At 62.2% G+C, this 14,482-nt stretch carries 9 protein-coding genes; 8 read left to right on the top strand and 1 reads right to left on the bottom strand.

What is annotated here, in order from left to right; translation table 11 throughout:
• The first annotated feature begins 11 nt into the window (after positions 1 to 11).
• The 8 genes from BLU48_RS10960 to BLU48_RS10925 all read left to right on the top strand — a co-directional run bounded on the left by BLU48_RS10960 (position 12) and on the right by BLU48_RS10925 (position 14,153).
• On the top strand, positions 12 to 1,445 hold the full coding sequence (locus tag BLU48_RS10960) for a serralysin family metalloprotease (protein ID WP_057022356.1): 1,434 nt from the start codon (positions 12 to 14) through the stop codon (positions 1,443 to 1,445).
• Between the two features lie 48 nt (positions 1,446 to 1,493).
• Positions 1,494 to 1,862 carry an AprI/Inh family metalloprotease inhibitor gene (locus tag BLU48_RS10955; RefSeq protein ID WP_057022355.1) on the top strand — a complete coding sequence of 123 codons (369 nt, stop codon included), beginning with the start codon at positions 1,494 to 1,496 and terminating at the stop codon, positions 1,860 to 1,862.
• 101 nt (positions 1,863 to 1,963) lie between these two features.
• A complete protein-coding gene (locus BLU48_RS10950) occupies positions 1,964 to 3,715 on the top strand; it encodes a type I secretion system permease/ATPase (RefSeq protein ID WP_057022354.1) in 1,752 nt (583 codons plus the stop codon).
• Positions 3,712 to 5,025: an HlyD family type I secretion periplasmic adaptor subunit gene (locus BLU48_RS10945; RefSeq protein WP_057022353.1), complete on the top strand. Its 1,314-nt coding sequence runs from the start codon at positions 3,712 to 3,714 to the stop codon at positions 5,023 to 5,025. The genes BLU48_RS10950 and BLU48_RS10945 overlap by 4 nt, the downstream gene beginning before the upstream one ends.
• A gap of 2 nt (positions 5,026 to 5,027) precedes the next feature.
• Positions 5,028 to 6,362, top strand: coding sequence for a TolC family outer membrane protein (locus BLU48_RS10940; RefSeq protein ID WP_057010959.1), 1,335 nt, complete (start codon positions 5,028 to 5,030; stop codon positions 6,360 to 6,362).
• Positions 6,363 to 6,393: 31 nt separating this feature from the next.
• Positions 6,394 to 9,351, top strand: a complete 2,958-nt coding sequence (gene eprS / locus BLU48_RS10935; RefSeq protein ID WP_057022352.1) for an autotransporter serine peptidase EprS — start codon at positions 6,394 to 6,396, stop codon at positions 9,349 to 9,351.
• A gap of 175 nt (positions 9,352 to 9,526) precedes the next feature.
• The gene (locus BLU48_RS10930; protein WP_057022351.1) at positions 9,527 to 12,634 is read left to right on the top strand and encodes an autotransporter outer membrane beta-barrel domain-containing protein; all 3,108 of its coding nucleotides are present in this window, start codon (positions 9,527 to 9,529) and stop codon (positions 12,632 to 12,634) included.
• Positions 12,635 to 12,728: 94 nt separating this feature from the next.
• Positions 12,729 to 14,153 carry a polyurethane esterase gene (locus tag BLU48_RS10925; protein WP_057022350.1) on the top strand — a complete coding sequence of 475 codons (1,425 nt, stop codon included), beginning with the start codon at positions 12,729 to 12,731 and terminating at the stop codon, positions 14,151 to 14,153.
• 55 nt (positions 14,154 to 14,208) lie between these two features.
• Here the strand turns inward: BLU48_RS10925 and BLU48_RS10920 are convergent, their stop codons facing one another.
• Positions 14,209 to 14,433 (bottom strand): YgdI/YgdR family lipoprotein, encoded by a 225-nt coding sequence (locus BLU48_RS10920; RefSeq protein WP_005788446.1) that lies wholly within the window; start codon positions 14,431 to 14,433, stop codon positions 14,209 to 14,211.
• Between the last annotated feature and the right edge of the window lie 49 nt (positions 14,434 to 14,482).

The following is a 14,482-nucleotide window of genomic DNA, read 5'->3' as shown; positions in this document are numbered from 1 at the left end:
GAAGTACGTTTATGTCAAAAGTAAAAGACAAGGCTATTGTATCTGCCGCGCAAGCCAGCACTGCTTACTCGCAAATCGATAGTTTCAGCCATTTGTATGACCGTGGCGGCAACCTCACGGTCAATGGCAAACCGTCCTACACCGTCGACCAGGCAGCTACCCAGCTGTTGCGGGATGGCGCCGCGTACCGGGACTTTGATGGCAACGGCAAGATCGATCTGACCTACACCTTCCTCACCTCGGCTACCCAGAGCACCATGAACAAACATGGCATCTCAGGGTTCAGCCAGTTCAACGCCCAGCAGAAAGCACAGGCCGCACTGGCCATGCAATCCTGGTCGGACGTTGCCAACGTCACCTTCACCGAGAAAGCCAGCGGTGGTGATGGTCACATGACCTTCGGCAATTACAGCAGCGGCCAGGACGGCGCGGCGGCGTTCGCTTACCTGCCCGGCACTGGCGCTGGCTACGACGGCACCTCGTGGTACCTGACCAACAACAGCTACACGCCGAACAAGACCCCGGACCTGAACAACTATGGCCGGCAAACCCTCACCCATGAAATCGGCCACACCCTGGGCCTGGCTCACCCTGGCGACTACAACGCCGGGAATGGCAACCCGACCTACAACGACGCGACCTATGGACAGGACACGCGCGGCTACAGCCTCATGAGTTACTGGAGCGAGAGCAACACCAACCAGAACTTCAGCAAAGGCGGCGTCGAGGCTTACGCTTCCGGCCCGCTGATCGACGACATCGCCGCGATCCAGAAGCTCTACGGTGCCAACCTCAACACCCGTGCCGGTGACACCACCTACGGGTTCAACTCCAACACCGGGCGTGATTTCCTCAGCGCCACATCCAATGCCGACAAGCTGGTGTTCTCGGTCTGGGACGGTGGTGGCAATGACACCCTGGACTTCTCCGGTTTCACTCAAAACCAGAAGATCAATCTCAATGCCACCTCGTTCTCCGACGTCGGTGGCCTGGTGGGCAACGTGTCCATCGCCAAGGGCGTCACCGTCGAGAACGCCTTTGGTGGCGCGGGCAACGACCTGATCATTGGTAACCAAGCCGCTAACCTCATCAAGGGCGGGGCCGGCAACGACCTCATCTACGGTGGTGGCGGTGCGGACCAACTGTGGGGCGGCGCCGGCAGCGATACCTTCGTGTACGGTGCCAGTTCCGACTCCCGGCCAGGCGCTGCGGACAAGCTCTTCGACTTCACCTCGGGTTCGGACAAGATCGACCTGTCCGGTATCACCAAGGGTGCGGGCGTGACCTTCGTCAATGCATTCACCGGGCATGCCGGCGATGCTGTTCTGTCCTACGCCTCAGGCACCAACCTGGGTACGTTGGCCGTGGACTTCTCCGGGCACGGCGTGGCGGATTTCCTCGTCACCACCGTAGGCCAGGCAGCGGTCAGCGACATCGTGGCGTGATGTGAAGCGCGCGGTGCTTCGGCGCCGCGCTCTATGATGGAGCTTGAAATGCCGCGTTTTTCCCATTTGATCGCCTGTGTATCGCAGGTGTTGTTCGTGTCGGCAGGAGCCCATGCAATGGCGAGCAGTCTGGTTTTACCCACCACCGCGCAATTGGCCGGGCATTGGGAGTTGAAGCAGCAGGATAAGGTGTGTGCCCTGGAGTTGCTGGAGCAGGCCAATTCCCTGGATGGCGATATCGCGTGTGCCGCGCAATGGCTGGGCGATAAGCCACTGACCTGGTCGCCCACACCGGATGGTATTTGGCTGTTTAACGCTGAGGGTTCAGGGATTACGCACTTGAATCGTCAAAGCGAGGGTGAATATCAAGCCCGCACTAAAGCCGGGGAAGTTGTCGAGCTGAAACGGATGCCTTAGTTCAAGTTATAAGCATATAACTAGATTTAATAGTTGGCCGAGCCCTGTTTGGGGCAAGGGTGATTATTGCGCGTCATTCGCTCCAAGGAAGATCAAATAATATGGCGAAGTCCCATGGGGTTGCGCCCTTATTCAGGGCGTTGGGTGAATACAAGAGTATTTTGATCAGCGTCGGCTGCTTTACGGCGCTGATTAACCTGCTGATGCTGGTACCGTCGATTTACATGCTGCAAGTGTATGACCGTGTGTTGTCTTCCCAGAATGAAACCACGCTGGTGATGTTGACGCTGATGGTCGTGGGCTTCTTTGCGTTTATCGGCCTGCTGGAAGTGGTCCGCAGTTTTGTCGTGATTCGTATTGGCAGCCAGTTGGAGCGGCGTTTCAACCTGCGCGTGTACAAAGCCGCGTTCGAGCGCAACCTGCAGCGCGGCCAGGGGCATGCCGGGCAGTCCCTGGGCGACCTGACCGCTATCCGCCAATTCATCACCGGGCCTGCGCTGTTCGCATTCTTCGATGCGCCGTGGTTTCCGATCTACCTGTTCGTGATTTTCCTCTTCAACGTGTGGCTCGGCGTGCTGGCCACGGCCGGTGCGGTGCTGTTGATTGGGCTGGCGTGCCTGAATGAATACCTGACGAAAAAACCGTTGGGCGAAGCGAGTATCTTCTCCCAGCAATCCACCCAGTTGGCCACCAGCCACTTGCACAACGCCGAGACAATCCAGGCCATGGGCATGCTCGGCGCGCTGCGCCAGCGTTGGTTTGGCGTGCACGCGCAATTTCTCGGTTTCCAGAACAAGGCCAGCGATACCGGTTCGGTGATCAGCTCCCTGAGTAAATCCCTGCGCCTGTGCCTGCAATCCCTGGTATTGGGCCTCGGCGCCTTCCTGGTGATCAGGGGTGAAATGACCGCCGGTATGATGATCGCAGGCTCCATCCTGATGGGCCGCGTACTCAGCCCCATCGACCAGCTGATTGCCGTGTGGAAGCAATGGAGCTCGGCCAAGCTGGCCTACCAGCGCCTCGACGAACTGCTGCGCGAATTCCCCCCGGAAGTCGAGCAGATGGCCTTGCCGGCACCCAAGGGCCAGGTCAGTTTCGAGCAGGTCAGCGCCGGTCCGCCGGGGCGACGCATGGCGACTTTGCATCAGGTCAGCTTCAACCTGGCGGCCGGGGAAGTGCTCGGTGTGCTGGGCGCGTCGGGCTCCGGCAAGTCCACCCTGGCTCGGGTGCTGGTGGGCGTCTGGCCGACCCTGGCCGGCACCGTGCGCCTGGACGGCGCGGATATCCATCGTTGGGACCGCGACGACCTCGGTCCGCATATCGGATATTTGCCCCAGGACATCGAGCTGTTCAGCGGCAGCATCGCTGACAACATCGCGCGCTTTCGCGACGCCGACCCGGAGCAGGTGGTCAAGGCCGCGCAACAGGCCGGTGTACACGAACTGATCCTGCGCCTGCCCCAAGGCTATGACACCGTGCTGGGCGACAACGGCGGCGGCCTGTCCGGTGGCCAGAAACAGCGGGTAGCCCTGGCCCGCGCCCTGTACGGCAACCCGCGCCTGATCGTGCTGGATGAGCCCAACTCCAACCTCGACACCGTCGGCGAAGCCGCCCTGGCCAGCGCCATCATGCAGATGAAAGCCCAGGGCAGCAGCGTGGTACTGGTGACCCACCGTTCCTCGGCGCTGGCCCAGGCCGACAAGCTGCTGGTGCTCGGCGAAGGCCATTTGCAAGCGTTCGGGCCCAGCCAGGAAGTGCTGCGCGCATTGTCCGGCCAGCAGGAAGCGCCGAAAGAAAAAACCGGTGTCAGTTTCAGTCGTCAGTACCAGGCCGGAAGGAATCCAGGCGCATGAGCAGCATGACCGTTGAACCTCGCTTTAAAGAACACGACGCTGGCTTCTTCGTAAAAATGGGCTGGCTGCTGACCATTGTCGGTGCCGGTGGGTTTTTCCTCTGGGCCAGCCTCGCGCCGTTGGACCAGGGCATTCCTGTCCAAGGTACCGTGGTGGTGTCCGGCAAGCGCAAGGCCGTGCAAACCTTCAGCCCCGGCGTAGTCAGCCGGATCCTGGTGAAGGAGGGGGAACTGGTCAAGCAAGGCCAGCCGCTGTTTCGTCTCGACCAGACCCAGAACCAGGCTGACGTACAATCCCTGCAAGCCCAGTACCGCATGGCCTGGGCCAGCGTGGCGCGTTGGCAGAGCGAGCGCGACAATCTTGCCAGCGTCACCTTTCCCGCTGAGCTGAGCGCCAACCCCGACCCGGCCCTGGCGTTGGTACTGGAAGGCCAGCGCCAATTGTTCAGCAGCCGCCGCGACGCGTTTGCCCGTGAACAGGCCGGGATTCGTGCAAGCATTGAAGGTGCCACCTCACAGTTGGGCGGCATGCGCCGTGCCCGCAGTGACCTGACTGCGCAGGCCCAATCCCTGCGCGATCAGCTCGGCAACCTGCAACCTTTGGCCGACAACGGCTATATCCCGCGCAACCGCCTGATGGAATACCAGCGCCAGTTGTCCCAGGTGCAACAGGATCTGGCGCAGAACGCCGGGGAAAGCGGACGCATCGAACAGGGCATCCTCGAGTCGCGCCTCAAGTTGCAGCAGCACAGCGAGGAATATCAAAAGGAGGTGCGTAGTCAATTGGCCGATGCACAATTGCGCAGCCTGACCCTGGAACAGCAACTGACCTCTGCCGGTTTCAACCTGCAACACAGCGAGATCAACGCGCCGGCCGACGGCATCGCAGTCAACCTCAGCGTGCACACCGAAGGCGCCGTGGTGCGCGCCGGTGAAACCCTGCTGGAGATCGTGCCCCAAGGCACGCGCCTGGAAGTGGAAGGGCATCTGCCGGTGCACCTGGTGGACAAGGTGGGGCCCCATTTGCCGGTGGACATCCTCTTCACTGCCTTCAACCAGAGCCGCACGCCCCGCGTGCCGGGAGAGGTCAGCCTGATCTCCGCCGACCAAATGCTCGATGAAAAAACCGGTGCGCCGTATTACGTGCTGCGTACCAGCGTCAGCGAAGCGGCGATGGAAACACTCCATGGCTTGGTGATCAAGCCGGGCATGCCCGCCGAGATGTTCGTGCGCACTGGCGAGCGGTCGTTGCTCAATTACCTGTTCAAGCCGCTGCTGGATCGCGCCGGCTCCGCGTTGACTGAGGAATGAGCATGAAGTCAGTGTTCATTTCGCTGGTGCTGGTGTGTGGCAGTGCCCAGGCCGCCATGGGGCCGTTCGATGTGTACGAGCAGGCCCTGCGCAACGACCCGGTGTTCCTCGGCGCCATCAAGGAGCGCGACGCCGGCCTGGAAAACCGCACCATCGGCCGCGCCGGGCTGCTGCCGAGGCTGTCATACAACTACAACAAGGGCCGCAACAATTCCGAGGCGCACCTGCCCGATGGGCGTGGTGGCAGCTATCGCGATGATCGCAACTACAACAGCTACGGCTCCACCTTCAGCCTGCAACAACCGCTGTTCGACTACGAAGCCTATGCCAACTACCGCAAGGGCGTGGCCCAGGCGCTGTTCGCCGACGAAAGCTTTCGTGACAAGAGCCAGGCGTTGCTGGTGCGGGTGCTGAGCTATTACACCCAGGCACTGTTTGCCCAGGACCAGATCGACATCGCCCGCGCCAAGAAAAAGGCCTTCGAGCAGCAATTCCAGCAGAACCAGCACTTGTTCAAGGCCGGCGAGGGCACGCGCACAGACATCCTGGAAGCCGAATCGCGCTATGAACTGGCCACCGCCGAAGAGATCCAGGCCCTGGATGAGCAGGACGCCTCGCTGCGCGAGCTGGGCGCGTTGATTGGCGTGCAAAGCGTCAATATCGACGACCTGGCGCCGCTGAACCAGAGCTTTGCCGCCTTCACCCTGGCCCCGGCCAACTACGACACCTGGCATGAACTGGCGCTCACCAACAACCCGGTGCTGGCCTCCCAGCGCCAATCCCTGGAAGTAGCGCGCTATGAGGTAGAACGCAACCGCGCCGGGCATTTGCCGAGAATCACCGCCTATGCCACTTCGCGCAAACAGGAATCCGACAGCGGCAACACCTACAACCAGCGCTACGACACCAACACCATCGGCGTCGAAGTGAGCATGCCGCTGTATGCCGGTGGCGGCATCTCGGCCTCCACGCGCCAGGCCAGCCGCGCCATGGAGCAGGCCGAGTACGAGCTGGAAGGCAAGACCCGCGAAACCCTGATCGAATTGCGGCGTCAGTTCAGTGCCTGCCTGTCAGGGGTGAGCAAGCTGCGCGCCTACCAGAAAGCCCTGGTTTCGGCCGAGGCCCTGGTGGTATCGACCAAGCAGAGCATCCTCGGCGGCGAACGGGTCAACCTCGATGCGCTGAATGCCGAGCAGCAGCTGTACAGCACCCGCCGCGACCTGGCCCAGGCGCGGTATGACTACCTGATGGCCTGGACCAAATTGCACTACTACGCGGGCAACTTGCGCGACACCGACCTGGCCAAGGTGGACGAGGCCTTCGGCCCTGTGAAATGAGCATCCATAACAACAAATAAGGATGGTTTAAATGATCACTGATTCACCGCGTTTCAAACCCTTCACCGCCGGCTCCTTGCTGCTGCTGTCCGTTGCGGCACAAGCGCAATACACCGAGACCGGCCAACCGGGTAACCCGGTCAGCTGGCGCTCGGCCGAATACCAGAGCGACTGGGGCCTGGGGCGGATGAAGGCCGATGAAGCCTACGCTGCCGGGATCAGCGGCAAAGGTGTGAAAATCGGCGCGCTGGACTCGGGTTTCGACCCCAACCACCCCGAAGCCGCCAAGGACCGCTTCCATGGGGTGACCGCCACCGGCACCTATGTCGACGGCAGCGCCTTCAGCACCACGGGCGCGCTCAACCCCAACAACGACTCCCACGGCACCCACGTCACCGGCACCATGGGCGCCGCCCGCGACGGCGTGGGCATGCATGGGGTGGCCTACAACGCCCAAGTCTATGTGGGCAACACCAACGCCAACGACAGCTTCCTGTTCGGCCCGACCCCGGACCCCAAGTATTTCAAGACGGTGTATAGCGCCCTGGTGGATTCCGGCGTGCGCGCTATCAACAACAGCTGGGGCAGCCAGCCCAAGGACGTCAGCTACCAGACCCTGGATGACCTGCACAAGGCCTATGCCCAGCATTACAACCAGGGTACCTGGCTGGACGCCGCGGCGGATGTGGCCAAGGCCGGCGTGATCAATGTGTTCAGTGCCGGCAACAGCGGCTACGCAAATGCCAGCGTGCGCTCGGCCTTGCCGTATTTCCAACCGGAACTGGAAGGCCACTGGCTGGCGGTGTCGGGGCTGGATAAAGCCAATAACCAGAAGTACAACAAATGCGGCATCGCCAAATACTGGTGCATTTCCACTCCAGGGGCACTGATCAACAGCACCATTCCCGACGGCGGTTATGGGGTCAAGTCCGGCACCTCGATGTCGGCGCCCCATGCCACCGGGGCGTTGGCGCTGGTGATGGAACGCTATCCCTATATGACCAATGAGCAGGCGCTGCAGGTGCTGTTGACCACCGCCACGCAGCTCGACGGCTCGATCACCCAGGCGCCCAACGCTATCGTCGGCTGGGGCGTGCCGGACCTGGGCCGGGCAATGCATGGGCCGGGGCAACTGCTCGGGGTCATGGATGTGAGCCTGGCAGCCGGGCAGGGTGATGTATGGAGCAATGGCATCTCCGACCAGGCCTTGCTCCAGCGCCAGGCCGAGGACCGTGCCGAGCACACCGCCTGGCAGCAGACCTTGATCGACAAGGGTTGGCAAAACGGCGTGGGCGCCAATGCCAGCCAGCAGGACCAGACTGACTACGCCATCGGCAACGCCCGCGACCAGGCCGCCGCCAAACGCGTATACGAGGGTAGCCTGATCAAGTCCGGCGCCGGCAGCCTGGTGCTCAGCGGCGACAGCACTTATCGCGGCGCGACCACCGTCAACGGCGGCCTGCTGGCGGTCAATGGCTCGCTGACCTCGGCGGTCACGGTGAACAACAGCGGTACTCTCGGCGGCTCCGGGCGCATCGCCGCGCTGTCGGTGAACAGCGGCGGCCGCGTGGCACCGGGCAATTCCGTGGGCACCTTGCAGGTAGCGGGGGATGTGAACCTCGGCGCGGGCTCGACCTATGCAGTGGAACTGACGCCCACCAGCAGCGACCGCATTGTTGCGGGTGGCAAGGCGGTATTGGGCGGCGGCACCGTCACCCTGGCGATGGAAAACAGCCCGACGCTGCTCAGCCAGAGCCAGGTGCAAAGCCTGATTGGCCGGCAATACTCGATCCTGGATGCGGCGGGCGGTATCCAGGGTCAGTTCGGGCAAGTGCTGCCCAACTATGTATTCCTTGGCGGCACCCTTGACTACGCCGCCAACGCTGTACAACTGAACGTCGGGCGCAACGACGCGAGTTTTGCCAGCGTTGCTGCCACCCGCAACCAGCGCAACGTGGCGGCGGCTGCCGAGCAACTGGGCGCTGGCAACCCGGTGTATGAAAGCCTGCTGCAGTCGCAATCAGTTGCCACCGCGCAACAGGGCCTGCAGCAACTGTCCGGTGAAATCTACCCTGCGGTTGGCGCGATGCTGATCAACGACAGCCTGCAACTGCGCAACGCTGTGGGCGAGCGCCTGCGCCATGTGCCGGTGAGCGGTGAAAGCAACCTGTGGTTCAAGGCCCTGGGCGCCTGGGGCAAAAGCGACAGCCGCAGTGAAACGGCGGGTTCCACCACCTCCATCGGTGGCCTGCTGGCGGGCGTGGATGGCGCGCTGGATGAGCAGACCCGCGTGGGTGTGGTCGCCGGCTACAGCGACAGCTCGCTGAACATGGGCAGTGGCACGCACTCATCGGCGTCCATCGACAGCTACCACTTCGGCGCATATGCCGGGCGCGAACTGGGCGACTGGCGCCTGAGTGTCGGCGGTGCCTACAGCTGGCACCGCGGCGATGTGAAGCGCGACCTGCAACTGGGGGACGTCAGCGGCAAGCAAAAAACCAAGCTGGATGCGACCACCGCGCAACTGTTCACCGAAGCGGCGTACCGCATTCACTTGCAACCGCTGGCGTTGGAACCGTTCGCCAACCTGGCCTACGTGCATCTGGACAGCGAGTCATTCCACGAAAAAGGCGATGCCGCCGCCCTGGAGCGTGGCAGTGACCGGCGCGATGCGGTGCTCAGCACCCTCGGCGTGCGTGCCTTGAAAACCCTGGCCCTCAATGACCACCAGCAACTGGAACTGTCCGGTTCGTTGGGCTGGCAACACAGCCTGACGGCGGTGGAGTCGGAAGAACATTTGGCGTTTGTCGCAGGCGGGCCTTCATTTGCCGTGCGCAGCGCGCCGTTGCTGCGTGACGCCGCCCTGGTGGGCGTACAGGCCAGCCTGGCGCTGAATGCGTCGACGCGGGTCAACCTGGATTACAACGGCCAATTGGGTGGGCGCGAGAAAACCCAAGGCGTGGGCTTGAGCCTGAACTGGCAGTTCTGAGGACACCGCGAACAAAAAATGTGGGAGCTGGCTTGCCTGCGATAGCGGTGGGTCAGCCAGCAGAGGCGTGACTGGCCGGACGCCATCGCAGGCAAGCCAGCTCTCACATTGAATCGGCGCTGTTCTGGAGAAAGTGATTTACACACGTGCAATAAGAAAACTAAGGAAGGTCACCGTGAAAAAACGCAAGTCAGGGTTAACCATCGCCATCCACACCGGCCCGGGCTACCCGCTCAAGGCGCTGAGCTGCGTACCATATGGTGCGCTGCTGTGTTGCCTGGCCAGCCTGGGAACCGCCCAGGCCGCACCCTACGTAGAAACTGGCAAACTCGGCGACGCCGCCAGTTGGCGCAGCAATGAGTTCAAGGCCGATTGGGGCCTGGGCGCCGTGCACGCCGACACCGCGTATGCCGCCGGCTACACCGGCAAGGGCGTCAAGCTTGGGATCTTCGACCAGCCGGTGTACGCCCAGCATCCGGAGTTCGCCAGCCCCGACAAGGTGGTGACGATTGTCACCGAGGGCATCCGCCAATACACCGACCCGTATATTCCGGTGAAGGCGGGTGATGCGTTCCGCTACGACGGCACGCCGTCCAAGGACTCCAACGGCAAGCTGGGTAACCACGGCACCCACGTCGGCGGCATTGCTGCGGGTAACCGCGACGGCGGGCCCATGCATGGTGTGGCGTTCAATGCGCAAATCCTTACCGCCGAAAACGGTGACCCGGGGCCGGAAGACGGGATCATCCTCGGCAACGACGGCGCGGTGTACAAAGCGGGCTGGGATGGGCTGGTCGCCAGTGGCGCACGCATCATCAACAACAGCTGGGGCATTGGCATTGGTGATCAATATGCCAAGGGCGGCCGCGATCCGGCGTTCCCCAATTTCACCGTCAATGAAGCCCAGGCGCAGTTCAATACGATCCGGCCGATCCTCGGCACGATCGCAGGCGGTGCTTATCAAGGCGCCATCGATGCGGCGCGCAGCGGTGTGCTGACCATCTTTGCCGCCGGTAACGACTACAACCTCAACAACCCGGATGCGATTTCCGGCCTGGCCTATTTTGTGCCGGAGATTGCGCCGAACTGGCTGTCAGTAGCGGCGTTGCAGCAGAACCCGGACACCACCAGCCCCAATCCCTATGTGATCAGCACCTTCTCCTCGCGCTGCGGCTATGCAGCGAGCTTTTGCGTGTCGGCACCCGGCACCAAGATCTACAGCTCGATCATCAATGGCACCGACCTGAACAACCTGACCACCGACTGGGCCAACAAAAACGGCACCTCCATGGCCGCGCCCCATGTGGCAGGTGCAGCAGCAGTGCTGATGGAGCGTTTCCAGTACATGAGCGGCGACCAGATCTCCACGCTGCTCAAGACCACCGCCACCGACCTCGGCGCGCCGGGCATCGACTCGCTGTATGGCTGGGGCATGATCAACCTGGGCAAGGCGGTCAACGGGCCGGGGATGTTTGTTACCGCAGAGGATATTCCCGCCGAGTTCCGTATCGATGGCGCTTACGGCAGCGGCCAGTTCGTGGCGGACCTGCCAGGGATCGGCGCAGTGGTAGATGCCGGTAAGCCGACCCAGCGGATTTGCAACGATGTGCACTGCGGGCTGGATGTGTGGAGCAACGATATCTCGGGCCATGGCGGCCTGACCAAGCAGGGCATCGGCACCCTGGTGCTGACCGGCACCAACACCTATAGCGGCCCGACCCTGGTCAACCAGGGCTTGTTGGCGATCAACGGCTCGCTGGCTTCCGACGTCAGCGTCGGCCAGGCCGGCGTGCTCGGTGGCTCGGGGCGCATCGGTTCGCTGACCGCAAAAAACGGTGGCACCGTGGCGCCGGGTAATTCCATCGGCACCTTGAACGTGGCGGGTAACGTCACCTTTGAGCCGGGCTCGACCTATGCCGTGGAGTTGTCGCCCACCAGCAGCGACCGCATCGTCGCCGGTGGTACCGCCACGCTTAACGGCGGCACCGTGACCCTGGCCCTGGAAAACAGCCCGACGTTGTTGAGCGCGACCCAGGCCCAAAGTCTGATCGGCCGCCAATACAACATCCTGCAAGCGGCAGGTGGTGTGACCGGCAGCTTTGGTGCGGTATTGCCCAACTACCTGTTTGTTGGCGGCACCTTGACCTACGCGGCCAACGGTGTGCAGCTGGATGTGGCGCGCACTAACAGCTTCGCCAGTGTGGCCGCCACGCCGAACCAGCGCGCCGTGGCCGCCGCCGCCGAGCAGTTGGGCGCGGGCAATGGTGTGTATGAAAGCTTGCTGCTGGCACCCACGGCCGCCTCGGCCCAGGGTGCATTCCAGCAACTGAGTGGTGAAGTCTACCCAGCGCTGCAAACCGCATTGGTCAATGACAGCCGCTACGTTCGCGAAGCGGTAGGCGAGCGCCTGCGCAATGGCGAGATGGGCGCCACCAGCCAAGCCATCGACACCCGCGGCAACGTGTGGGTCAAGGCCCTGGGCGCCTGGGGCAAGACCGACAGCCGTAGCGACACGGCAGGCTATAACACCTCCATCGGCGGCATGCTCGCCGGGGTGGATGGGGCGCTCGACGACGCCACGCGCATCGGCCTGGTGGCGGGCTACAGCGACACGTCGCTGAACATGGGCAGCGACACCCACAGCCGTGCCTCGGTCGACAGCTACCACTTCGGGGCCTATGCCGGGCATGAAATCGGCGCCTGGCGCCTGAGCGGTGGCGCAACCTACAGCTGGCACCGCGCCGATGTGAAGCGCGACCTGCAATACGGCGACGTCAGCGGCAAGCAAAAGGCCAAGGTCGATGCACACAGCACCCAGGTGTTCACCGAGGCGGCGTATCGCATCAACCTGCAACCGCTGGCCCTGGAGCCGTTCGCCAACCTGGCCTACGTGCATCTGGACACTGACAGCTTCAAGGAGAAGGGCGATGCCGCTGCGCTGAAAAGTGGCGATGACAGCCGCGACCTGGTGTTGAGCACCCTGGGTGTGCGTGCCTTGAAAACCTTCAACGTCAACGACCACCAGCAACTGGAGGTGTCCGGCACCCTGGGCTGGCAGCACAACCTGAGCAGCACCGATTCCGAGCAGCACCTGGCGTTCGCCTCCGGTGGCCCTTCGTTCAGCGTGGAAAGTGCGCCGATGGTGCGCGATGCCGCACTGGTCGGGGCACGGGTCAGCCTGGCGTTGAGCAAGGAGGCGCGGGTGAACTTCGACTACAACGGCCTGCTGGCCAGCAAGGAGAAAGTGCACGGCGTCGGTTTGAGCCTGGACTGGGCGTTCTAAAGGCGTCACTCCCCTGATGGGCCCACGGTGTCCATCAGGGGGCTACTGGTGTTTTGGCTTTCTCTACAAATCCAACAACAGAGAGGCACTACCAATGGGTATCTTTGACTATAAAAACCTCGGTACCGAGGACTCCAAGGCGTTGTTCGCCGATGCCATGGCGCTCACGGTGTATGCCTACCACAACCTGGATCACGGCTTTGCCGTCGGCTACCAGAACAATGGTCTCGGCCTTGGGTTGCCGGCCACACTGATCGGCGCGCTGATTGGCAGCAGCGACTCCCAAGGGGTGATCCCTGGTATCCCCTGGAACCCCGACGCGGAAAAAGCCGCCCTCGATGCGGTACAAAAAGCCGGTTGGACCCCCATCAGCGCCGATACCCTGGGTTACAGCGGCAAGGTTGATGTCCGGGGCACTTTCTTCGGTGAAAAGCCTGCCTACGCCACGGCGCAGGTCGAGGTGCTGGGCAAGTACGATGACGCTGGTAAATTGCAGGAAATCGGCATCGGCTTTCGTGGTACGTCGGGACCTCGGGAAAACCTGGTCACAGACGCCATCGGCGACGTGATCAGCGACCTGCTGGCCGCGTTCGGTCCCAAGGACTATGCGAAAAACTACACGGGCGAAGCCTTTGGCAACTTGCTCGGCAACGTCGCGGCCTACGCCACGGCCCAAGGCCTGAGCGGCAACGACGTGGTGGTCAGCGGCCACAGCCTGGGCGGCCTGGCGGTCAACAGCATGGCCGACTTGAGCGACGGCAAATGGTCGGGGTTCTATAAGGACGCCAACTACGTGGCGTATGCTTCACCCACCCAGAGCGCCGGCGACAAGGTGCTGAACGTCGGCTATGAAAACGACCCGGTGTTCCGCGCCCTGGACGGCTCGTCATTCAACCTGTCGTCCCTGGGTGTGCACGACACGCCCCACGAATCGAGCACCGACAATATCGTCAGCTTCAACGACCACTACGCGTCAACGCTGTGGAACGTGCTGCCATTTTCCATCCTCAACCTGCCGACCTGGGTTTCACACTTGCCCACCGGTTACGGCGACGGCATGACCCGCATCCTCGATTCCGGCTTCTACGAGCAAATGACCCGCGACTCCACGGTAATTGTCGCCAACCTGTCCGACCCGGCACGGGCCACCACCTGGGTGCAGGACTTGAATCGCAACGCCGAGGCACACAAGGGCAACACCTTCATCATCGGCAGCGATGGCAACGACCTGATCAAGGGCGGCCGGGGCGCGGACTTTATCGAAGGCGGCAAGGGCAATGACACGATCCGCGACAGCAGCGGGCATAACACATTTTTGTTCAGCGGGCAGTTTGGCAATGATCGGGTGATTGGCTATCAAGCAACCGACAAGCTGGTATTCACCGATGTGCAGGGCAGTACGGATTATCGCGAGCACACCAAGGTGGTGGGCGCAGACACGGTGATCAGCTTTGGCGCCGACTCGGTGACGCTGGTGGGAGTGAGCAGTGTGTCAGGGGAGGGGATTGTTATCGCTTAACTTGGAATGCGGTTGAAAACTGTGGGAGGGGGTTGCTCCCTCCCACATTTGATCATTAGTTTTCCTTGCGCACCGTGGCCACATCATCGGCCTTGATGCGAATGCGCTTGCCGGCAATATCGGTGAACTCATAGAAGCCGTCGGCTGTCTTGGCGTTGGGTGTGTCCTTGGTCAAATACTGCGTACCATTTTGCAATGTCACGACGGTTTGCGTGGAGCAACCGGCCAATACCAGAAAAGTGAGCGCAACCAGTGGAAGCCCCAAATTCTTCATGTTCATTACCCTTACCTTAACCCTGAAAAGTCCCGCCACCCATGGCTGGGGGCGA

The organism is Pseudomonas synxantha, assembly GCF_900105675.1.
GTDB lineage: Bacteria > Pseudomonadota > Gammaproteobacteria > Pseudomonadales > Pseudomonadaceae > Aquipseudomonas > Aquipseudomonas synxantha.
The sequence above is the reverse complement of the archived record's forward strand: the minus strand, read 5'-3'. Positions and strand labels throughout refer to the sequence as shown.

What these genes read in the sequence shown, in the direction of transcription:
- BLU48_RS10920 (WP_005788446.1), bottom strand. Translation starts at nt 14,433, where the DNA reads ATGAACATGAAGAATTTGGGGCTTCCACTGGTTGCGCTCACTTTTCTG.
- BLU48_RS10960 (WP_057022356.1), top strand. Translation starts at nt 12, where the DNA reads ATGTCAAAAGTAAAAGACAAGGCTATTGTATCTGCCGCGCAAGCCAGC.
- BLU48_RS10925 (WP_057022350.1), top strand. Translation starts at nt 12,729, where the DNA reads ATGGGTATCTTTGACTATAAAAACCTCGGTACCGAGGACTCCAAGGCG.
- BLU48_RS10950 (WP_057022354.1), top strand. Translation starts at nt 1,964, where the DNA reads ATGGCGAAGTCCCATGGGGTTGCGCCCTTATTCAGGGCGTTGGGTGAA.
- eprS (WP_057022352.1), top strand. Translation starts at nt 6,394, where the DNA reads ATGATCACTGATTCACCGCGTTTCAAACCCTTCACCGCCGGCTCCTTG.
- BLU48_RS10955 (WP_057022355.1), top strand. Translation starts at nt 1,494, where the DNA reads ATGCCGCGTTTTTCCCATTTGATCGCCTGTGTATCGCAGGTGTTGTTC.
- BLU48_RS10940 (WP_057010959.1), top strand. Translation starts at nt 5,028, where the DNA reads ATGAAGTCAGTGTTCATTTCGCTGGTGCTGGTGTGTGGCAGTGCCCAG.
- BLU48_RS10945 (WP_057022353.1), top strand. Translation starts at nt 3,712, where the DNA reads ATGAGCAGCATGACCGTTGAACCTCGCTTTAAAGAACACGACGCTGGC.